Raw genomic sequence first — 19,767 nt, forward strand, 5'->3', positions numbered from 1 at the left:
TGGAGGTATCCAGCCAAGTTACCAATCCCTATGGACAAAATAATTACAAATATTAACGCGGATCACCGGGGGCGGCGACTGCGGCCATTGGTCGTAGAGGCGTAAGCATAGCGTGCAATGAGATGGACTCTACAAACCGTGTACGGTTTCATGAAAGATGCCATGCCATTGTTTCAGAAGAACTTTTTCATCGGATACAAAAAAGGCCACTCTTTCGAGTAGCCTTTTTTGATGTTTGGTTGCGGGAGCCGGATTTGAACCGACGACCTTCGGGTTATGAGCCCGACGAGCTACCAGACTGCTCCATCCCGCGTCTGTGGGCGGCATTCTACAGCCAGATGGCGAGGTGTCAACCGTTAATGAGCCGATGGGTCAAATAAGTGTGAAATAGCTGACATGTAACCTAAGTTCGCGATTGAAAACGCTTTTTGTAGTGAGCGGGCTTGCCCCGCGCCGGGCTGCGGAGCAGTCCGTGGTGAAGTGCACACTATCTTGTGTGGGGCTGCTTCGCAGCCCAGGACGGGACAGCCACAACAAAAAAGGCCACTCTTTCGAGTAGCCTTTTTTGATGTTTGGTTGCGGGAGCCGGATTTGAACCGACGACCTTCGGGTTATGAGCCCGACGAGCTACCAGACTGCTCCATCCCGCGTCTGTGTGTCGGCATTCTACAGAGGATCACGAGTGTGTCAACCTGTGAATCGAAGAAAAGCGCTTGTGGTTCAATCGGTTAGGTCTCCATGCGGGGCCATTTGAGGCGTGCGGGCCAGTAGGGCCAAGGGTTTCAGCTCTATTGGAAGGCTAATTTCGATTGAGAAAATAAATTCATCTAGGAAATTTCCTACCACTCAATCGGAAGATTCAAACTACTGGTGCTATATACAGGGGTGGATGCGATACTGGCCACCCGTTGGATTAAACCCGCCTTTCTACTTATGACGCAGCGCAAAATCATCCACGTTGACTGTGATTGCTTCTACGCCGCCATTGAGATGCGCGATGACCCGAGCCTGGCGCAAAAGCCCCTGGCAGTAGGTGGGTCGGCAGATCGAAGGGGCGTGATCGCTACATGCAACTACGAAGCGCGGGCGTATGGGGTGCGTTCCGCCATGTCGTCGCGACATGCCCTGAAGCTCTGCCCGGACCTGACCATCGTCAAGCCGCGCATGGATGCCTATAAGGAGGCGTCGAAGGAAATCCAGACGATCTTTCGCGACTACACCGACTTGATCGAGCCCCTGTCGCTGGACGAGGCCTACCTGGATGTCTCCGATAGCCCGCACTTTGGCGGCAGCGCCACGCGCATCGCCCAGGACATTCGGCGCCGGGTCTCCAACCAATTGCACATCACCGTGTCCGCCGGCGTGGCGCCGAACAAGTTCTTGGCCAAGATCGCCAGCGATTGGAAAAAGCCCAACGGCCTGTTTGTCATCACCCCGGATCAGGTCGAGGACTTTGTCTCCCAACTGCGGGTAAGCAAGTTGCACGGCGTGGGCAAGGTGACGGCAGACAAGCTGGCGCGCCTGGGCATCGAAGACTGCCTGCAATTGCGCGAATGGAACAAGCTGGCGCTGGTACGTGAGTTCGGCAGCTTTGGCGAGCGCTTGTGGAGCCTGGCCCGTGGGATAGATGAACGTGTGGTGCAGAACGACAGCCGGCGGCAGTCCATCAGTGTGGAAAATACCTACGATGTGGACCTGCCGGATCTCTCAAGCTGCCTGGCGAAACTGCCCGAACTGATGGAGACCCTGGCAGGGCGCATGGCGCGTATCGACAGCAGCTACAAGGCGGGCAAGCCGTTCGTTAAGGTGAAGTTTCATGACTTTACCCAGACGACGTTGGAGCAGGCGGGCGCGGCGCGGGATCTGGAGAGTTATCAACAGTTGATGACCCAGGCGTTCAATCGCGGTGGGAAACCGGTGCGGTTGTTGGGGATTGGGGTGCGGTTGCTGGACCTGAGTGGCGGGAACGAACAGTTAGAGTTCTCTTGGTAGAAACCGGGAAAAAATGTGGGAGGAAGCAAGCCCCCACATTTGGATCTGCAGCGTTTTCGAAGCCTCAGCGTGCTCCGGGATCCGCCACCAACCGCCCCGCATCCTTGGTCAACGCCTGCAGGAATTCCTGCTGCAACTCGGGATCATTGCGGGTCAGTTCGATCAGGCTTTGTTCCAGTTCGCTGGCTTCTTCCTCCAGGCCCAGCTCCGACAGGCGCTTGACCCGGTGCACCCACTGGCTGACTTCATCGTCTTCCAGGTCGTCGTAGATCAGGCCGTGGGCTTCCAGCAACTTGCCGCGCAGGGTGCTGCTGATCGCCAGGGTCGAGTCCGAGTGCACGTCGTCCTGGCCATCTTCCACGCTGATCTTCAAGGTCGTGACGCGGTTCAGGTCCTGCTCGGCAAACGGGCTGTCCAACAGGTTCAGGCGCAGCACGCCGTTGCGGTCGGTGGTCAGCTCATGGGTCTGTTTGCCGGCGGTGACCTGGACCGGGCGCTCGCTCCAGGGCAGGCTCGAATATTCCACGCGTTTGTCGCGCTGGACTTCATCGATACCCGCCAGGTTCTGTTGCGCGCGCCCATGGGATTGCACGTTCATGAACGGGTTGAGACCGTCCACGCCGTAGGTCAGCCAGTCGTGGGTCATGCTGGTCGGCAGGTTGCCGAGGGCGAAGATGTTCGCCACGTTGGCGCCCGCACCCGCGACCAAAGCCACTGCACCCAGGGGCATCTCATAGAGTTTGCGCCAGGGCTGGTAAGGCGTGTAGCGATCGTAACGACGGGTAACTTCGAATTCGGTGACCTCAAAGGTCTTTTGCTCGTGAATGCGAACCCGGCGTTGCGGCAGTTCCAGCACTTTGGGTTCGCCTACATCGATCTGCAGGCTGTGGTCGAGCAACTTACGCTCGACCCGCTCCTCGTGCTCACTGCGTTGCGACATCTGATTGGCGCAGCCGCTGACCAGCAGGGCGCCGCACAAGGCGGCGCCCCCCAGGGCTCTGGTGTTTCGCTTGAACATGACGTCTCTTGATCTGGTTTTCAGCGACGAATACGCGCCTGGAGGAAAGACAGCACGTCAGCCACCGGCAAGGGTTGGGCTTCGGCTTCGGTCCGGCTCTTGTATTCCAGATTGCCATCGGCCAGGCCGCGGTCACTGACCACGATCCGGTGCGGGATGCCAATCAGCTCCATGTCGGCGAACTTGATGCCCGGGCTGGTTTTCTTGTCGCGGTCATCCAGCAGCACTTCAAAACCAGCGGCCGTCAGTTCGGCATACAGTTTGTCGGTGGCTTCGCGTACTTGCTCGGTTTCGTAACGCAGTGGTACCAGGGCCACCTGGAAAGGCGCGAGGGCGTCACTCCAGATAATGCCTTTCTCGTCGTTGTTCTGCTCGATGGCAGCGGCAACCACGCGGGAAACGCCAATGCCGTAGCAGCCCATGTCGAGGGTAATCGGCTTGCCGTTCTCGCCCAGCACTTCGCACTTCATCGCCTTGCTGTACTTGTTGCCCAGCTGGAAGATGTGCCCGACTTCGATGCCGCGCTTGATTTCCAGGGTGCCCTTGCCGTCCGGGCTTGGGTCGCCAGCAACGACGTTGCGCAGGTCGGCCACGGTCGGCACCGGCAGGTCACGCTCCCAGTTCACGCCGAAGTAGTGCTTGTCGTCGATGTTCGCGCCGATACCGAAGTCGCTCATCAACTCGACCGAGCGGTCGATGATGATCGGCAGCGGCAGGTTCAGCGGGCCGAGGGAACCGGCACCGGCGCCGATGGCGTCGCGCAGTTCGGCATCGCTGGCCATGACCAGCGGGCTGGCCACGCCAGGTTGCTGGGCGGCCTTGATTTCGTTGAGTTCGTGGTCGCCACGGATCACCAGGGCGATCAGCTTGCCTTCTTCTTCGGCGTGCACGATCAGGGTCTTGATGGTCTTTTCAATCGGCAGATTGAATTTCTCCACCAGGGCCGCGATGGTCTTGGTCTCTGGCGTATCCACCAGGCGCAGTTCTTCAGCCGGGGCTGGACGGGAGGTTTCCCGTGGCACGGCTTCGGCTTTCTCGATGTTCGCCGCGTAGTCGGAACCGTTGCTGAACGCGATATCGTCTTCGCCGGACTCGGCCAGCACGTGGAATTCGTGGGAGCCGGCACCGCCGATGGAGCCATTGTCCGCTTCAACCGCCCGGAACTTCAGGCCCAGGCGCGTGAACACATTGCAGTAGGCCAGGTGCATGCGGTCGTAGGTGGCCTGCAGCGATGCCTGGTCGGCGTGGAACGAATAGGCGTCCTTCATGATGAATTCGCGGCCGCGCATCAAACCGAAGCGTGGACGGATTTCATCGCGGAATTTGGTCTGGATCTGATACAGGTTCAGAGGCAGCTGTTTATAGCTGCTCAACTCGTTGCGCATCAGGTCGGTGATCACTTCTTCATGGGTCGGGCCGGCGCAGAAGTCGCGGCCATGACGGTCCTTGAAGCGCAGCAACTCAGGGCCGTACTCTTCCCAGCGCCCGGATTCCTGCCACAGCTCGGCCGGTTGGGTGCTCGGCATCAACACTTCGAGAGAGCCGGCGGCGTTCATTTCTTCGCGAACGATGGCTTCGACCTTGCGCATCACCTTCAAGCCCATGGGCAGCCAGGTGTACAGGCCCGAGGCCAGTTTGCGGATCATGCCGGCGCGCAGCATCAGCTGGTGGCTGATCACGACCGCATCGGAAGGCGTTTCTTTCTGTGTGGCGAGCAAATATTGACTGGTACGCATGGTAGGCCGTTGTCGGTTGCTTGGACTTGAAATGACTTGGGATTGTACGGGCGCAAACTGCCGCCGTACAGGCATCAGAATGCAGGGCTGTCTGTAGGCGCAGAGCTTGCTCGCGATGGGGGCGCCGCGGTCTGGCTTTTAAAGGGCCCCCAGAATCAGTCCTCTACCGGCGGATTCAACCGAATCCGCCGATTCTCCTGATACCAGTGCAACGCAATCAGCAGCAATGTCGGCACGCCCAGCATGCAGGTGATCAGGAAGAAGTTGTGGTACCCGAACTTCTCCACCATCACCCCCGAATACCCGCCGATCAGGCGAGGCAACAACAGCATGATCGAGCTGAGCAGCGCATATTGGGTGGCGGAAAACTTGAGGTTGGTCAGGCTCGACAGGTAGGCCACGAATGCCGACGTGGCCAGGCCCGAGCTGAAGTTATCCAGGGAGATGGTGAAGATCAGCATCTGCAGGTCGGGGCCCATGTCGGCGAGCATCACGAACAGCAGGTTGGTCCCCGCCGACGTCACGCCGCCGATAAACAGGATCGGCAGGATGCCGAAGCGCACGATCAGCAGGCCGCCCATGCCGGCGCCGAGCAGGGTCATGATCAGGCCGAAGATCTTGCTGACCCCGGCGATCTGATCCTTGGTAAAGCCCTGGTCGATGTAGAACACGTTGGCCATCACGCCCATCACTGTGTCGGACATGCGATAGGTGGCGATCAGCCCCAGCAGCAGCAATGCCTGCCAGCGGTAGCGCAGGATAAAGTCGTTGACCGGCGTGAGCACCGGCGCCAGGCCCCGTCGGCCCATGGCCGACAGGCACAGTGTGGTGAGAATGATATAGAGAATGGCGCGCAGGAACGCGCGGTCGTCCATCAGCAAGTCCCACAGGCTGACGCCCTGGAACAGCACGCTGGCGAAGTCGGTGTTGAACAGCTGGGTGAACATCGCCGGTACGGACACCAGCAACACGATCAGCACGAACACCGACACCAGTTGATGCACGAAGCTGTAGCGCCCGGCCTGCAACTGGGTGCGCAGCGGTACATTCGGTTCGCGCATGAACAGCGTGGTCAGCAGCGCCGGGATCATCAGCACGCCGAACAGCACATAGGTGCCGGTCCAGGCCGAGTGCTTATAGTTGAAGCCGGTGGAGCCGAAGCCTTCGGCAAAGAACAGCGCACCGGCCGTGGCCAGCAGGGCGGCGATGCGGTAGCCGGACATATAGCTGGCGGCCAGGGCGGCCTGGCGGCTGTCGTCGGCGATTTCCAGGCGATAGGCGTCGACCGCGATGTCCTGGGTGGCGGAAGCGAAGGCCACCACGACGGCAATGGCGATCAGCCAGGACAGGTGTTTCTGCGGGTCGCAGAAGCCCATGCCGATCAATCCGAGGATCACCAGCGACTGTGCAAGCACCAGCCAGGAGCGACGACGTCCGAGTTTACCGAGCAGTGGCAGGCGCCATTGGTCGAGCAGCGGCGACCAGACCCATTTGAAGGCGTACGCCAAACCGATCAGGCTCGCATAGCCGATGGTCTCGCGGGCCACACCGGCCTCACGCAGCCACACCGAAAGCGTCGAGAACACCAACATGTAAGGCAAGCCGGCGGCAAAGCCGAGCAACAACAGCACTAACGTCGAGGGGCTGGCATAGGCGGCGAGCGCGGCGCGCCAGGTTTTACGGGGCATGGGCTGGAGTCTGCCTCAGATTCACGGAAACAAAGCGCGCACTCTAACCGCTGTGCTCTACCGGGCGCCAGCCATGGCGCTGAATATCCACGCGATTGTTGCGCACCGTGACGCCCTCGTCACGCAAGCGCGCCCGTTGCTCGTCGCCTGAGGCGCTGCCCACCGGCAGACTTATCCGACCACCGGCACCCAGCACGCGATGCCAGGGCAATGTGGTGCCCTCGGGAAGTTGGCTCAAGGTACGACCCACCCAGCGCGCGGCGCGTCCCAGCCCGGCCAGTTGCGCCAGTTCGCCGTAGCTCACCACGCAACCGGCGGGGACTTGCGCCAGGGTCAGGTACAGCGCGGTGCGGCGCATTTCGGCGGGGGTTTGTGGGGCATCGGCAGGCTGATTGACTGTGGGCATATCCGTTGGGATCTTCGGTCTTTTGTAAGAAACGTCTGTAAGTATGCTGTTGAGAATTGAACTCAACACAAATCCTTGAGTCAGTCCTAGCTATCTAACACGATAATCGCCCCTTTTCGCCAACCTTGAGCTCCCCATCCGCTTATGTTGTCCAGAACCCTGCTGTGCCTCGCTGTCTTCAGTGCCTCCACGCCCCTGCTGGCCGATACCGTCTGGTTAAAAAACGGTGATCGCCTGACCGGCAAGATCAAGGTCTTCGACGGTGGCAAGCTGCTGATCCAGACCGACTACGCCGGCGCCATTCCGGTGGACTGGAAGCAGGTGAAAACCCTGGAGAGCGACCAGGAGTTGCTGGTCAAGCAGGACGCCTACACCGGCGAGAAGGCCAAGTCCCTGCAGGCGGCGGACGATGGCAAGGTGGTGCTGGCCAATGGCGAGGCGCCCAAGACCGTCGAGCTGGCAAGTATCCAGCAGATCATCAAGCCCAAGCCGGTGATCGAAGACCTGATGTGGAAGGGCAATGTCGACATGGCGCTGGACTACAAGCGCGCCGAAAAAGACACCAATGACTACGACATCGACTTCAAGACCACCGCGCGCCATGGCCAATGGCGCCATACCGGGCAGGGCGAGTACAACCGCGAGTTCCAGGACGACGTCACCACCACCGACAACTGGGCGCTGGAGTATGACCTGGACCGCTTCATCACCGAGCACTGGTTCTGGCAGGGGCGCCTGACCTACAAGCGCGACAAGGTTGAAGACCTGGCGCGCCAACGTACCGTCGGTACCGGCCCGGGCTACCAGTTCTGGGACGACGAACTGGGGGCGTTCTCCCTCGGCTCGCTGGTCAACCGCACCGATTACGAGTACGCCGATGGCGGCAAGGACAACTTCTATTCCTTGGCCATGAAGTGGAACTACAACCGCTACCTGGTGGGCAAGACCGTTGAGTTCTTCACCAATGGCGAGGTGGGCAAGCCTATCGACGGCCCGGCCGAGTACTCCCTGGATGCGGAAATGGGCCTGCGCTATAAAGTCACCGAGTGGGCGTCGCTCAACCTCAAGGCCGAGCGCGACGTGATCAGCGGCGATTCGGAAAGCAGCCTGAGCAAGACCCGCTATACCGCAGGCTTCGGCGTCGCCTGGTAATCGAGCCGCTGGCAACCGGCGCGTAGATTGATTACCTTGTGTTGAGATCCATTCCCATACGCTATGGGCGGCCGAATACCCGAGGAGTCATACGTTGAGCACGCAGGTTGCCAAGAACGCCCGAGAGCTGTTGCTCAAGGAATACCGTGGGGCTCTCTCCACACTGTCCAAGGCCATGCCCGGCTTTCCGTTCGGCTCGGTCGTGCCGTATTGCCTCGACGAGCAGGGCCGCCCGCTGATTCTGATCAGCCGTATCGCCCAGCACACCCATAACCTGCAAAAAGATCCCAAGTGTTCGCTGCTGGTCGGCGAGCGTGAAGCGGATGATGTGCAGGCCGTGGGGCGCCTGACCTACCTGGCCGAAGCCGAGAAACTCGAGGACCCGGTCGCCATCGAAGCAGCGGCCGAGCGCTATTACCGCTACTTCCCCGATTCGGCCAACTACCACCAGGCCCACGATTTCGATTTCTGGGTGCTCAAGCCGGTGCGTCACCGTTATATCGGCGGGTTTGGCGCGATTCACTGGATCGACCAATTGACCCTGGCCAACCCCTTCGCGGGCAAGGCCGAGCGCAGCATGATCGAGCACATGAACAGCGACCACACCAAGGCCATTGCCCATTACGTCGAGTTGGCCGGCTTGCCTGCTTTCGAACCTGCGCAATTGGCCGGCATCGACAGCGAAGGCCTGCATCTGCGCATCGGCCAGGCTTTGCACTGGCTGCCGTTTGCGGCGTCTTGCAACACGCCGACACAAGTACGCGAAGCCCTGGTTTCATTGGCCCACGCCGAGGTCTGGCCGAAAAAAGCCGCCGCTGAAGCTTGAATTCACGAAACGGCGACGTCATCTAAGGTGGACTGGCAAGGCATTCTTGCGTTGAGGAACCTTTTGATGCGCCCTTTTTTATTGCTCTTTCTGCTGTTCCCGGTGTTGGAGCTGTTCGTATTCGTTCAAGTCAGCGGTGCGATCGGGTTTTTCCCGGCCCTGTTGCTGATCATTCTCGGCTCGATGCTCGGCGTCCTGGTGCTGCGCGTCGCCGGCCTGGCCACGGCGCTGCGTGCCCGTGAGAGCCTGAACCGCGGCGAACTGCCGGCCCAGACCATGCTCGAAGGCCTGATGATGGCGTTGGCGGGCGGCCTGTTGATCCTGCCGGGCTTTATCAGCGACGTAGTGGGCCTGGTGATGCTGCTGCCGTTCACCCGCAAATTGCTGGCGGGCAAGATGCGCCAGCGCGCCGAAGAGGCCGCTATTCGCCAACGTGCGTTCGCCGACGACCTGCAACCCCGTGGCGGCCCGGCTCCGCGCCAACCGTTGGGGCGAGAAGGCGACGTGATCGAAGGCGAGTTCGAACACCGCGACAGCAAATAACCGCTTCACTGGCACGGCACCTTCGGGTGCCGTGTTGCTTTTATAGGCCGGCAGACGCAAAAAAAATCATCGCCGGCCCCTTGTAATAAGCTTATGCGCCCTTATGTAACGGTCACCGCAAGGTTTCTGGTGGCGACACCGGACAGACTTCCGTGTTTCGCCCAGCGAACCGCGACCGGCACTGCCGGAATACAACCCGCCGGTATCGATACCGGCCGATGAAAAACACAATTAGGAGAGATCGACAATGAGCAAGCTTCGTCCTCTGCACGACCGCGTCGTAATCCGTCGCAGCGAAGAAGAAAAGAAAACCGCTGGCGGTATCGTTCTGCCAGGTTCGGCTGCTGAAAAAGCCAACCACGGTGTGATCGTCGCTGCAGGCCCAGGCAAGACTCTGGAAAACGGTGACGTACGTGCGCTGGCCGTTAAAGTCGGTGACAAGGTTGTATTTGGCCCTTACTCCGGCAGCAACACTGTGAAAGTCGACGGCGAAGACCTGCTGGTTATGGCTGAGAACGAGATTCTCGCCGTTCTGGAAGACTGATTTCCCCGCTCATTTTCCCGTTACTACAAAGTATTTAAGGAATATCGATCATGGCTGCTAAAGAAGTTAAATTCGGCGATTCCGCCCGTAAGAAAATGCTCACCGGTGTCAACATCCTGGCTGACGCAGTAAAAGCGACCCTGGGCCCGAAAGGCCGTAACGTGATCATCGAGAAGAGCTTCGGCGCTCCGACCATCACCAAGGACGGCGTTTCCGTCGCCAAAGAAATCGAACTGGAAGACCGTTTCGAAAACATGGGCGCGCAGCTGGTCAAAGACGTTGCCTCCCGTGCCAACGATGACGCAGGCGACGGTACTACCACCGCCACCGTTCTGGCTCAGGCGATCGTCAACGAAGGCTACAAGGCCGTTGCTGCCGGCATGAACCCGATGGACCTCAAGCGCGGCATCGACAAGGCCACCATCGCCATCGTTGCCGAGCTGAAAAACCTGTCCAAGCCATGCGCCGACACCAAGGCAATCGCCCAGGTAGGTACCATCTCCGCCAACTCCGACAGCTCCATCGGCGACATCATTGCCGAAGCCATGGAAAAAGTCGGTAAAGAAGGCGTGATTACCGTTGAAGAAGGCTCGGGCCTGGAAAACGAACTGTCGGTTGTCGAAGGCATGCAGTTCGACCGTGGCTACCTGTCCCCGTACTTTGTCAACAAACCAGAAACCATGGTTGCCGAGCTGGACAGCCCGCTGATCCTGCTGGTCGACAAAAAGATTTCCAACATCCGCGAAATGCTGCCAGTGCTGGAAGCCGTTGCCAAAGCCGGCCGCCCACTGCTGATCGTTTCCGAAGACGTTGAAGGCGAAGCCCTGGCGACACTGGTAGTGAACAACATGCGTGGCATCGTCAAAGTCGCGGCCGTCAAGGCTCCGGGCTTCGGCGACCGTCGCAAGGCCATGCTGCAGGACATCGCCGTATTGACCGGCGGTACCGTTATCTCCGAAGAGATCGGCCTGAGCCTGGAAAGCGCCACCCTGGAAAACCTGGGTAGCGCCAAGCGCGTGACCATCTCCAAGGAAAACACCATCATCGTTGACGGTGCTGGCGTTGAAGGCGACATCCAATCGCGCATCACTCAGATCCGTGCCCAGGTTGCCGAGACCTCCTCGGACTACGACCGTGAAAAACTGCAAGAGCGTCTGGCCAAGCTGTCCGGCGGCGTTGCAGTGATCAAGGTTGGCGCGGGTTCCGAAGTTGAAATGAAAGAGAAGAAAGCCCGCGTTGAAGACGCCCTGCACGCAACCCGCGCAGCCGTCGAAGAAGGCGTGGTACCTGGCGGTGGCGTCGCGCTGATCCGTGCCCTGGAAGCCCTGACCAACCTGGCCGGCGACAACGCTGACCAGAACGTCGGTATCGCTGTGCTGCGTCGTGCGGTTGAAGCACCGCTGCGTCAGATCGCTGCCAACTCCGGCGACGAGCCAAGTGTTGTGGTCAACGAAGTCAAGAACGGCAAAGGTAACTACGGTTACAACGCTGCGACTGGCGTCTATGGCGACATGATCGAAATGGGCATCCTGGACCCTACCAAGGTGACTCGTTCCGCGCTGCAGGCCGCAGCCTCCATCGGTGGTCTGATCCTGACCACCGAAGCTGCAATCGCTGACAAGCCAAAGGCTGAAGGCTCGGCTGGCGGCGGTATGCCAGACATGGGCGGCATGGGTGGCATGGGCGGCATGATGTAAGCCAGCCTTACCCCTGTACTGAAAAAGCCCCGCCTGCAGTGATGCAGGCGGGGCTTTTTTGTGGGCGGCGGCTTGGGCTCAGGTGGGCGCCGCGCGCTTGGATGGCCGGTACAGCAACAGGCAATACAGCCCCAGGCAGATCAGCCAGGAGAAAATTGCCGTCCACACGTTATGGGAAAAGAAGTGCGCGCCTTGCATCATACGGCTGACGGAAAAAACGCTGCCCAAGCCGACGGCGAAGATGAATGCGTAGCGCGCCAGGCGCGGCTGCCGGTCACGCAGTGCAAAAAACAGGGCGAACAAGGCGAACCCGGTGGCGGCATGACCGCCTGGCCAGCAGCGTCCCGGTTTATCGGTGGGCGGGCGAGGGCTCAGCAGTTTGCTGTAGGTTTCCTGACCGCCGAATTCCTGGACGCTCCACGGGCACTGGACGCCGGTGATGGTTTTCAGCGGAGCGACAAACGCGGTCGCCAGCCCGAGTGACAGCACCAGGCAGCCCAGTTCACGACGATAGGGTTTGAGCCGTCGGAGAATAAACGTGCCGGCAAATCCCAGGATCGCCAGGACCGAGAACAGGATGACCAACTGTTTGGCACGATCATGCAGGATGTCTTCGAGGAAGAAACTGTAACGCCCGATGAAGCCGCCCTCCGCGCCGTTGTAGAACAGCTTGGCGAGGTTCATGTCCAGCGAGGTCAGCTCCAGCAGCAGCAATAGGAGCGCAGCGCCGCCGGGGATGCCCAGGCAGAGCCATAGGTTGAGAGGTTTGGAGACGGGGACGGCGGGGGTGGTTCCCATGGGTGGACCCTGGTGAAAAACGTCCCGTACTGACCTGTACGGGGCGTTTTGGTTAGCGCGTGCTCAGTGCCGGGGCCTCTTCCTTGGGCGCTCTCCAGCTCAGTAACTGTTGTTTGAAGTCATAGCTGGCGGCCTGGTAGTAGGTGATCGCCCGCTGGATCAACGGGTCATCGCTGCCGACCCGCAACTCCTGGCTCTCACCCAGGGCCTGGTCGTGGCGGCGCAGGCCCAGGCGTGGGCTGAGAATGGCCAGGTCCTTGCCGTCGAACAGGCCCAGGTGCTGGTAGTTGCCGAGCACCACCCGAGGTGGCAGTGGGTTGTCTTGCAGTAGGTTGCGACCAAAGAAGGTGGATTCGTAGCTCAGGTTGAGCAGGCCCAGCAGCGTGGGCGCCAGGTCGATCTGGCTGGCCAGTTGTGCGCTTTCCCGTGCGTCGATCAGCTTGGGCGCATAGATGAACAGCGGAATCTGGTAGTTGGTGATGGGCAGGTCTTCCTTGCCTGCGCTGCCGGCGGTGTGGTCGGCGACGAAGATGAAGATCGTGTTATCGAACCAGGGTTTTTGGCGGGCGGCTTCCAGGAATTGGCCGATGGCGTGGTCGGTGTATTTCACCGCGCCGTCGCGGCCATTCCCGGATTTGATGTCGATACGCCCATCCGGGTAGGTGTAGGGGCGGTGGTTGGAAGTGGTCATCAGTTGCAGCAAAAAGGGCTGCTGCTTGGCGTAGTCGATGTCGGCCAGTTTCAGGGTTTGGTTATACAGGTCCTCGTCAGCCATGCCCCAGGCGTTCTTGAACGAGATTTCTGACTCGGGCACGCTGCTCTGGTCCACGACGCGATAACCGTTGCCGCTGAAAAACGCGTTCATGTTATCGAAGTACCCGCGCCCGCCGTACACAAACACGCTGTCGTAACCGACGGCCGTGAGCTGTTGCCCCAGGCTGGCGAAGCCGCTTTCACGACCGATGCGCTTGACGATCGAGCGCCCGGGCGTGGGTGGAATCGCCAGGGTGATCGCCTCCAGGCCACGGTCGGTGCGGGTGCCGGTGGCATAGAAATTATTGAAATACAGGCTCTGTTTACGTAGCGCATCCAGGTTAGGCGTGAGGTTGCGCTCGTCGCCGTTGCTGCCCATGTACTTGGCGCTGAAACTTTCGATGGTCACCAGCACGACATTGGGTTTGCGCGGCGTGCCCGGATTGGTGATGGCGCGGCGGATATCCAGCGGGTCCTGGCCGATAAAGCGGGCGTTGGGTTCGCTCAGCTCTGCACGCAGTTGCGTGGCGATAACCTCAGTCGGCAGGGTGTTGTAGAACTGTGGGTAATCCAGTTCGTTGTTACGGAATGCGGCGAAAAACTGATACGGACCATTGCTGGCCAGTTCGTTCTTGTAGGCGTTGCCACCCAGGGCTCGCGGGCTGTCCTGGCTGATCAGCTGCAGGCTGAGGCCAGCAATCACCAACAGGGCCAGGGCATTCACCAGGCGACCGCGCATCGGCGGCAGTGGGGCGCTCATCGCCGCATTGAACGGCTTGCGCAAGGCCAGGCTCAAGACAATCGCCAGCATGGCGAGCAGGCTCAGCAGTTTGCCGATCGGATAAGACTCCAGCAGGTTGTTCAACACCTCGTCGGAGTACACCAGGTAATCGACGGCAATGAAGTTGAAGCGCACGCCGAATTCATCCCAGAACAGCCACTCGGCCACCGAGGTAAACAGCATGGCGAACAGGCTGACGGTGAGCACGGCCTGCAGGAACCAGCGGTGACCGCGACGGCGCCACAGCACGGGCGGGCACAGCAGCAAATACAGACCCAGCGGCAGTGCCGCATACGCCAGGAAACCCAGGTCGTACAGCAGGCCCACGCCAAACACCGGCAACAGGTTGCCGCCGACTTCATCCAAATGGGTGATGAGCAGCACGCCACGAGTGAGCAGGAAAATAACCAGCCAGGCACCGGTTACCAACAGCAAATAGCGCATTGGCGCCGTCTTGAGCAACCCCATGTCCATGTTCCTTATATCAATGGGGGGCGATCTTCTGCCTGACACTGTAGTCAGTTTGTGAAGCTATAGTGAAAAACTCGTTGGTAGGCTGAATCGGTTGAAAACCTATATTGGCACGCCTTTCCGCTCTATCCCTGAGCCACACTTGGCCTTAAGCTGCGCGAGCCAACACGGCCGTTACCGCGTACGGAGACACTGCCCATGCGAATTCTATTGGTTGAAGACAACCGCGATATTCTGGCCAACCTGGCCGACTACCTGGGGCTAAAAGGCTACACCGTGGACTGTGCGCAGGACGGTTTGTCGGGCCTGCACCTGGCCGCCACCGAGCATTACGACTTGATCGTGCTCGACATCATGCTGCCTGGCATCGATGGCTACACCCTGTGCAAACGCCTGCGTGAGGACGCGCGCCGCGACACGCCGGTGATCATGCTCACTGCCCGCGACCAGTTGGATGACCGGCTGCAGGGCTTCAAGTCCGGCGCCGATGACTATTTGCTCAAACCGTTTGCCCTGTCGGAACTGGCTGCGCGCATCGAAGCGGTGCTGCGCCGTGCCCAAGGCGGCGGTCGCCGCGCCCTGCAAGTGGCCGATCTGAATTACGACCTCGATACCCTGGAAGTGACCCGCGAAGGGCGCCTGCTCAAGCTCAACCCGGTCGGCCTGAAGCTGCTCGCGGTCTTGATGCAGAAAAGTCCCCACGTATTGCGTCGGGAAGTGCTGGAAGAGGCGCTGTGGGGCGATGACTGCCCGGACAGCGACAGCCTGCGCAGCCATGTCCACCAGTTGCGCCAGGTGATCGATAAGCCGTTCGCCAAGCCGTTGCTGCAAACCGTGCATGGTGTGGGTTACCGCTTGGCCGAGGGCCGTGATGGAGTTTAAGCAAAGCCTTGCCCAGCGGATCATCATCGCCTTTGCCTTGATGAGTGCGTTGGTGGCGGGGGCCTTCGCCATGGGCATCGTCGCCACCGTGCACCTGGTGGAAGAGAAGTTGATCTCGGCAGGCTTGGGCGGTGACCTGCAGCGCCTGCTGCTGATGGACACCGTCGAGGACTGGCGGCACCGGCCCGAGCCCGACCAGCTATTTTACTTCAGCGGTGGCCCCGGGGATTTTGAATTGCCCAAGGACCTGCGGCATCTGGAACCAGGGTTTCATGAGGTGTTTCGTGAGGCGTTGTCGTACCACGCCATGGTAGAAGTGGTCGACGGTCGGCGCTATGTGCTGCTGCAGGATCAAAGCGATTTCGAAGAGCGCGAGCGCGTGCTGTTTGCCGTGGTGCTGGTGGGCTTCGTGCTCAGCCTGGCGCTGGCGGTATTCCTCGGCTGGGTGCTGGCCCGTAAAGTGATGGCGCCGGTGGTGCGCCTGGCTCGCCAGGTGCGGCACCGCGACCAGTTGCTGGGCCTGGCGCCGCCCCTGGCACCGGACTACGCGGCCGACGAAGTGGGCGAGCTGGCGGTGGCCTTCGACGCCACGCTGGGGCGCCTGCGCCAGGCGTTGTCCCGCGAGCAGTTGTTCACCAGCGATGTCAGCCACGAACTGCGCACGCCTTTGATGGTGCTGGCCAGTTCCTGCGAACTGTTGCTGGAAAACCCGGCTATCGATCAGCGTGGGCGTAACCAGGTCGAGCGAATCGCCCGGGCCTGCGAAGAAATGCGCGAACTGGTGCAAACCTTCCTGATGCTGGCCCGGGCTCAGCATGATGACGGGAGCATGTCGCCTAGGGCCAATCTGTCCCAGGTCGCTGATGATCTGCTCGGCATCTGGCGCGAGCCCATCGAACACAAGGGCCTGGAGTTGATCTACCAGCCGGGCGACCCGTTGGATACGCGCTACAACGCGACCTTCCTGCATGCCGTGATGGGCAACCTGTTGCGCAATGCCCTGCATTACACCGAAAGTGGCTTCATCCGGCTGACCCTGGAGCCGACCGGGTTTGTGGTGGAAGACAGCGGCGTCGGCATTCCCGAAGACAAGCGCGAAGCGATGTTCGAGCCGTTCGTCCGCGGCAGTGAGAAGCGCGGCGAGGGTCTGGGGTTGGGTTTGTCACTGGTCCAGCGCATCTGCGAGAACCAGGGCTGGAGCGTTACCCTCAGCACCGTGGAGCCCAATGGCTGTCGCTTTCATGTCCAGTTGAGTCAGGTCAACGCCTGAACGTTCCCGCTGCCGTTATCCTGCCAGAGATCCCCGTAATTCGGCGAAGATGGCCCCATGATATTGCTTGTATCTGTAAAGTCTTGAAATATATGAGATTGGACAGGACAAGTTTTTCACAAGGGGTTGACCTGTTGATCACAGGACGCTGCTTAAGGTTGTAGGCATCAGCAACTGGAGATCCGTTGATGCCTACCCCGATCAAGCTCGAATTTTCCGAAAAGTACGACGATCAGCACGCCCACGAATATTTGCTCAAGCATCAGGACAATCTGGCTCGCCGGTTGTCCCACAAACGCGACGAGCAACTGGCCCGTGGCGCGTTGGCGATGGCCGGCGAGCCTGGCCTGGTGCTGGACCTGCCGTGTGGCGCCGGGCGTTTCTGGCCGCTGCTGGCGGAAAAACCCAACCGTGTGATCATCGGCGCCGACAATTCGGCCTCCATGTTGAAGGTCGCGATGGCCGCCCAGCCCGCAGAAGTGGTGAAAAGGGTACGACCCTTGCAGACATCTGCCTTCGATATCGATTTGCCGGATAACTCAGTCGACAGCATTTTCTGTATGCGCCTGCTCCACCACATTGGTGATCCGGCGCACCGTCAGGCAATTCTGCGGGAGTTTCAGCGGGTTACCCGTGACAGCGTGATCATTTCGCTGTGGGTCGATGGCAATTTCAAAGCCTGGAAACGCAAGCGTCTGGAAGGAAAGCGTCGCAAGACAGGTGAGCAGGAAGGTTACCAGAACAGATTTGTGTTACCGGCTGCTACTGTTGAAGCAGAGTTCGAGCAAGCCGGATTCCGTGTTCAGGAATCCCTGGACTTCATACCGCTGTACGCCATGTGGCGGGTGTATGTATTGCGCAAGAGGTAACAGGATGGCAGTTGAGTGCGTAGCAGGCAGTCACGTAGCTCCCGAAGAACGCTTCGATTATTTCTGGCGTCAGCAAGGCGAATGGGTCGAAGAGCCCAATCGCCGGCGTGGCGGTGAAAGTGGTGTACAGCGTGTAATGACTGCCAATGGCCGTTTGCTCTACAGCAAGCGCCAAACGGGCCATATCTACCGCAGTTGGCTGCACCCGTTCGGACGCCCCACGGTGCTGCGCGAGCGTGATGCCCTCAGGGGCCTGCGACTGCTGGATGTTCGCGTGCCCGAAATGGTCTTTTGTGAGGCGCGTCGTGACCCCGAGCACCACTGGAAGGCGCTGCTGGTAACCGCCGCCCTAGACGGCTTCGACGAAATTGAAAACTGGTACGCCGCCGGTGGTCGCGAAGAGTATGGCGAGCAGGTGCACGAGCGCTTGCTTAAGGAGTTGGCTGCCACCCTGGCCCGCATGCACAAGGGCCGCTGGCAGCACGGTTGCCTGTACATCAAGCATATTTTCGTGCGGGTGACGGGCGAGGGCGACTCGGCCCAGGTGGAAGTGGCGCTGCTGGACTTCGAGAAATGCCGCCAGCGCTTGACCGCTTATCGGGCAGCCTCCCATGACATGTTGCAGTTGCGTCGCCATTCGTCGTGGAACAGCACCGACTGGGAAAAACTCAGCTACTTTTACCAGACGGCGTTTGGCAGCGCTATCAAGGGTTTAACCAAATGAAGCTAGAAATAGCACGAGGTTTGTTCCTGGTCGGGGCGATGGGCATTGCGGCCCTGGCCCTGGCCGCATGGGAGCAACCTCGCACACAGGTGCTCAGTGCGGTGCAAGGGGGCGGGCAATGCCTGTTGCCCCGCGTCGCCAAGGCGAGTGCGGCGGTCAAGCCTGATCATGAGTTGCTGTTGTTCATGTTTGGGATGTCCCAAGGGATGAGGCCGCAGAGTTGAAACGATTCAAACCCCCGAAGAAGGGCCTTGCGATGCGAGGCCCTTTTTTTTACCTTCCAACCTTACTCGCAACGCGGCTGCTACAAGAGCCTCACCCCCGTAGATACCGTCTTATCGCAAATCCGTAGATACCGTCTTATCCAACACCGCGCAAATCCGTAGCAGCTGCCGAGCGCAAGCGAGGCTGCGTCAGGCGCGCTGCTGATTCAGGCTCGAGTCGCGGCCGACGCAGCCTCGCCAAGGCTCGACAGCTGCTACGGGGGGGCGGTGTTGGATAGACGGTATCTACGCAGGTCAGATCAGATGCAGGTGGTTATCCCAGAGCCCCGCCGGTAATTCCAACGGTTTGGCGACCAGCTGTTTCTGGCGGCAATCGTAGTAGCGGCAACGGCCCTGGCCCGAGGTGACGACAAACCCGTCCGCCACTGCGCCGACGCCTGCGCAATCGGGCAACGGTCCATCCAGGCGCAGCTCGGCGGTGTCCATGTCCCAGATAAAGAAGCGGTTACCACGGGGTGCGGTCAACGCCACCAGGCGCAACTCGCTGTGCACGGCGACGCTGGCGGTGTAATGCCCCATGGCCTGCAACTGCTCATCGGCCACCGGGAACGCCACGAACGGCTGGCCCGGGCGCTTGATCGCCAGCAACTCGGAGCGCTCCTGGGACGGTCCCATGAACTGCTGGCCGGTGAGAAGGGTGCCATCGCTGGCGATGCCCATATGGCGCACGCTGTTCATCTGCTGGCCGAGGGTTTCCTTGCTGATCAGCGTGCCGTCACGGTGCATCAGCACCAGGCTCGGTTCCATGGCGTTGAGGTTCATCTCCACGCGGCTTTCGGCTTCGGTGCGAATGCCGCCGTTGGCCACCACCAGGGTTTCGCCGTCGGGCATCCATGACACCTGGTGCGGGCCGATGCCATGGGTGGAGATCTCGCCGCTGTGCACCAGGCGCTCGCCTTCGAACTTGTACACACCGAGCAGGCCACGGCCGGGGTCGGACGTGTCGTTCTCGGTGGCGTACAGCCAATCGCCGCTCTTGTGGATGACCGCATGGCCATAGAAGTGGCGGTTGGCGTTCGAGGTGAGGGTTTGCAACAGCGCGCCATTACGCAGGTCGATCAGGTAACTCTCGGTGCCTGGGCGGCGGGCAACAAACAGCGCAATCGGCAGTGTCGGGTGGTTGATGATGTCGTGGCAGCGCTGGCCGACCTGGGTGGCAAACACCTGCTTGCCGTCCAGCTGAAAGCCCACGGCATAGTGCTTGCCGTCTGCATCATCGCGCGCCGACAGCAGCAGCGGGCCCCTGTCCTTCCCTTTGAACAGCGTCCAGCCACCCAACGTGAGTGCGCTGAGCAGCACGCTGCCGATCGCCAAAGCCTGTCGCCTGAGCATC

At 60.3% G+C, this 19,767-nt stretch carries 18 protein-coding genes and 2 tRNA genes; 11 read left to right on the forward strand and 9 right to left on the reverse strand.

The window, feature by feature from the left end; translation table 11 throughout:
- Positions 1–236: 236 nt before the first annotated feature.
- Together PspCFBP13509_RS24450 and PspCFBP13509_RS24455 are read right to left on the reverse strand one after the other, a co-directional pair.
- Positions 237–313: transfer RNA gene (locus tag PspCFBP13509_RS24450), tRNA-Met, on the reverse strand.
- Positions 314–573: 260 nt separating this feature from the next.
- Positions 574–650, reverse strand: a tRNA-Met gene (locus tag PspCFBP13509_RS24455).
- Positions 651–933: 283 nt separating this feature from the next.
- On the opposite strand from PspCFBP13509_RS24455, the gene dinB reads away from it, so the two are divergent.
- Positions 934–1,992 (forward strand): DNA polymerase IV, encoded by a 1,059-nt coding sequence (dinB, locus tag PspCFBP13509_RS24460; protein ID WP_027605471.1) that lies wholly within the window; start codon positions 934–936, stop codon positions 1,990–1,992.
- Positions 1,993–2,056: 64 nt separating this feature from the next.
- Here the strand turns inward: dinB and PspCFBP13509_RS24465 are convergent, their stop codons facing one another.
- The 4 genes from PspCFBP13509_RS24465 to PspCFBP13509_RS24480 form a co-directional block, all read right to left on the reverse strand.
- Positions 2,057–3,010, reverse strand: coding sequence for a hypothetical protein (locus PspCFBP13509_RS24465; protein ID WP_065925011.1), 954 nt, complete (start codon positions 3,008–3,010; stop codon positions 2,057–2,059).
- Between the two features lie 20 nt (positions 3,011–3,030).
- Positions 3,031–4,746 (reverse strand): proline--tRNA ligase, encoded by a 1,716-nt coding sequence (locus PspCFBP13509_RS24470; RefSeq protein ID WP_137212816.1) that lies wholly within the window; start codon positions 4,744–4,746, stop codon positions 3,031–3,033.
- Positions 4,747–4,901: 155 nt separating this feature from the next.
- Positions 4,902–6,434: an AmpG family muropeptide MFS transporter gene (locus PspCFBP13509_RS24475; RefSeq protein WP_065925013.1), complete on the reverse strand. Its 1,533-nt coding sequence runs from the start codon at positions 6,432–6,434 to the stop codon at positions 4,902–4,904.
- Positions 6,435–6,477: 43 nt separating this feature from the next.
- Positions 6,478–6,840 carry an MGMT family protein gene (locus PspCFBP13509_RS24480; protein ID WP_043293512.1) on the reverse strand — a complete coding sequence of 121 codons (363 nt, stop codon included), beginning with the start codon at positions 6,838–6,840 and terminating at the stop codon, positions 6,478–6,480.
- Between the two features lie 144 nt (positions 6,841–6,984).
- On the opposite strand from PspCFBP13509_RS24480, the gene PspCFBP13509_RS24485 reads away from it, so the two are divergent.
- From PspCFBP13509_RS24485 to groL, 5 genes are all read left to right on the forward strand, one after another.
- Positions 6,985–7,992 carry a DUF481 domain-containing protein gene (locus PspCFBP13509_RS24485; RefSeq protein ID WP_074847561.1) on the forward strand — a complete coding sequence of 336 codons (1,008 nt, stop codon included), beginning with the start codon at positions 6,985–6,987 and terminating at the stop codon, positions 7,990–7,992.
- A 94-nt stretch (positions 7,993–8,086) separates the two neighbouring features.
- The gene (locus tag PspCFBP13509_RS24490; protein ID WP_137212817.1) at positions 8,087–8,818 is read left to right on the forward strand and encodes a HugZ family pyridoxamine 5'-phosphate oxidase; all 732 of its coding nucleotides are present in this window, start codon (positions 8,087–8,089) and stop codon (positions 8,816–8,818) included.
- A 66-nt stretch (positions 8,819–8,884) separates the two neighbouring features.
- Positions 8,885–9,361, forward strand: a complete 477-nt coding sequence (locus PspCFBP13509_RS24495; RefSeq protein ID WP_024077215.1) for an FxsA family protein — start codon at positions 8,885–8,887, stop codon at positions 9,359–9,361.
- 247 nt (positions 9,362–9,608) lie between these two features.
- Positions 9,609–9,905 (forward strand): co-chaperone GroES, encoded by a 297-nt coding sequence (locus PspCFBP13509_RS24500; protein ID WP_003175874.1) that lies wholly within the window; start codon positions 9,609–9,611, stop codon positions 9,903–9,905.
- Positions 9,906–9,955: 50 nt separating this feature from the next.
- Positions 9,956–11,602 carry a chaperonin GroEL gene (gene groL, locus PspCFBP13509_RS24505; RefSeq protein WP_137212818.1) on the forward strand — a complete coding sequence of 549 codons (1,647 nt, stop codon included), beginning with the start codon at positions 9,956–9,958 and terminating at the stop codon, positions 11,600–11,602.
- Positions 11,603–11,680: 78 nt separating this feature from the next.
- Here groL and PspCFBP13509_RS24510 read toward each other — a convergent pair whose 3' ends face one another.
- A complete protein-coding gene (locus tag PspCFBP13509_RS24510) occupies positions 11,681–12,400 on the reverse strand; it encodes a phosphatase PAP2 family protein (RefSeq protein WP_137212819.1) in 720 nt (239 codons plus the stop codon).
- A gap of 52 nt (positions 12,401–12,452) precedes the next feature.
- The gene (locus PspCFBP13509_RS24515; RefSeq protein WP_137212820.1) at positions 12,453–14,402 is read right to left on the reverse strand and encodes an LTA synthase family protein; all 1,950 of its coding nucleotides are present in this window, start codon (positions 14,400–14,402) and stop codon (positions 12,453–12,455) included.
- A 201-nt stretch (positions 14,403–14,603) separates the two neighbouring features.
- Here PspCFBP13509_RS24515 and colR point away from each other — a divergent pair, with 201 nt between their 5' ends.
- The 5 genes from colR to PspCFBP13509_RS24540 all read left to right on the forward strand — a co-directional run bounded on the left by colR (position 14,604) and on the right by PspCFBP13509_RS24540 (position 18,374).
- Positions 14,604–15,287: a two-component system response regulator ColR gene (colR, locus tag PspCFBP13509_RS24520; RefSeq protein ID WP_027605482.1), complete on the forward strand. Its 684-nt coding sequence runs from the start codon at positions 14,604–14,606 to the stop codon at positions 15,285–15,287.
- Positions 15,277–16,557, forward strand: a complete 1,281-nt coding sequence (locus PspCFBP13509_RS24525) for a sensor histidine kinase (protein WP_065925018.1) — start codon at positions 15,277–15,279, stop codon at positions 16,555–16,557. The genes colR and PspCFBP13509_RS24525 overlap by 11 nt, the downstream gene beginning before the upstream one ends.
- Positions 16,558–16,745: 188 nt before the next feature.
- Complete coding sequence (locus PspCFBP13509_RS24530; RefSeq protein ID WP_065925019.1) at positions 16,746–17,426, forward strand: class I SAM-dependent methyltransferase; 681 nt, start codon at positions 16,746–16,748, stop codon at positions 17,424–17,426.
- Positions 17,427–17,430: 4 nt separating this feature from the next.
- A complete protein-coding gene (locus tag PspCFBP13509_RS24535; protein WP_065925020.1) occupies positions 17,431–18,150 on the forward strand; it encodes a lipopolysaccharide kinase InaA family protein in 720 nt (239 codons plus the stop codon).
- The gene (locus tag PspCFBP13509_RS24540; protein WP_027605486.1) at positions 18,147–18,374 is read left to right on the forward strand and encodes a hypothetical protein; all 228 of its coding nucleotides are present in this window, start codon (positions 18,147–18,149) and stop codon (positions 18,372–18,374) included. The genes PspCFBP13509_RS24535 and PspCFBP13509_RS24540 overlap by 4 nt, the downstream gene beginning before the upstream one ends.
- Positions 18,375–18,668: 294 nt before the next feature.
- On the opposite strand, the gene PspCFBP13509_RS24545 is transcribed toward PspCFBP13509_RS24540, so the two are convergent.
- Positions 18,669–19,766 carry a DUF1513 domain-containing protein gene (locus PspCFBP13509_RS24545; protein WP_074848234.1) on the reverse strand — a complete coding sequence of 366 codons (1,098 nt, stop codon included), beginning with the start codon at positions 19,764–19,766 and terminating at the stop codon, positions 18,669–18,671.
- Position 19,767: the final 1 nt, after the last annotated feature.

The sequence above is a fragment of the Pseudomonas sp. CFBP13509 genome (assembly GCF_005233485.1).
GTDB classification, from domain to species: domain Bacteria; phylum Pseudomonadota; class Gammaproteobacteria; order Pseudomonadales; family Pseudomonadaceae; genus Aquipseudomonas; species Aquipseudomonas marginalis.

Excerpts from the sequence above, each read along its gene's own strand:
- PspCFBP13509_RS24510 (WP_137212819.1), bottom strand. The coding sequence starts at position 12,400 with ATGGGAACCACCCCCGCCGTCCCCGTCTCCAAACCTCTCAACCTATGG.
- PspCFBP13509_RS24500 (WP_003175874.1), top strand. The coding sequence starts at position 9,609 with ATGAGCAAGCTTCGTCCTCTGCACGACCGCGTCGTAATCCGTCGCAGC.
- PspCFBP13509_RS24465 (WP_065925011.1), bottom strand. The coding sequence starts at position 3,010 with ATGTTCAAGCGAAACACCAGAGCCCTGGGGGGCGCCGCCTTGTGCGGC.
- PspCFBP13509_RS24475 (WP_065925013.1), bottom strand. The coding sequence starts at position 6,434 with ATGCCCCGTAAAACCTGGCGCGCCGCGCTCGCCGCCTATGCCAGCCCC.
- PspCFBP13509_RS24470 (WP_137212816.1), bottom strand. The coding sequence starts at position 4,746 with ATGCGTACCAGTCAATATTTGCTCGCCACACAGAAAGAAACGCCTTCC.
- colR (WP_027605482.1), top strand. The coding sequence starts at position 14,604 with ATGCGAATTCTATTGGTTGAAGACAACCGCGATATTCTGGCCAACCTG.
- PspCFBP13509_RS24525 (WP_065925018.1), top strand. The coding sequence starts at position 15,277 with ATGGAGTTTAAGCAAAGCCTTGCCCAGCGGATCATCATCGCCTTTGCC.
- PspCFBP13509_RS24515 (WP_137212820.1), bottom strand. The coding sequence starts at position 14,402 with ATGGGGTTGCTCAAGACGGCGCCAATGCGCTATTTGCTGTTGGTAACC.
- PspCFBP13509_RS24485 (WP_074847561.1), top strand. The coding sequence starts at position 6,985 with ATGTTGTCCAGAACCCTGCTGTGCCTCGCTGTCTTCAGTGCCTCCACG.
- PspCFBP13509_RS24535 (WP_065925020.1), top strand. The coding sequence starts at position 17,431 with ATGGCAGTTGAGTGCGTAGCAGGCAGTCACGTAGCTCCCGAAGAACGC.
- PspCFBP13509_RS24545 (WP_074848234.1), bottom strand. The coding sequence starts at position 19,766 with ATGCTCAGGCGACAGGCTTTGGCGATCGGCAGCGTGCTGCTCAGCGCA.
- groL (WP_137212818.1), top strand. The coding sequence starts at position 9,956 with ATGGCTGCTAAAGAAGTTAAATTCGGCGATTCCGCCCGTAAGAAAATG.
- PspCFBP13509_RS24480 (WP_043293512.1), bottom strand. The coding sequence starts at position 6,840 with ATGCCCACAGTCAATCAGCCTGCCGATGCCCCACAAACCCCCGCCGAA.
- PspCFBP13509_RS24495 (WP_024077215.1), top strand. The coding sequence starts at position 8,885 with ATGCGCCCTTTTTTATTGCTCTTTCTGCTGTTCCCGGTGTTGGAGCTG.
- PspCFBP13509_RS24530 (WP_065925019.1), top strand. The coding sequence starts at position 16,746 with ATGCCTACCCCGATCAAGCTCGAATTTTCCGAAAAGTACGACGATCAG.
- PspCFBP13509_RS24540 (WP_027605486.1), top strand. The coding sequence starts at position 18,147 with ATGAAGCTAGAAATAGCACGAGGTTTGTTCCTGGTCGGGGCGATGGGC.
- dinB (WP_027605471.1), top strand. The coding sequence starts at position 934 with ATGACGCAGCGCAAAATCATCCACGTTGACTGTGATTGCTTCTACGCC.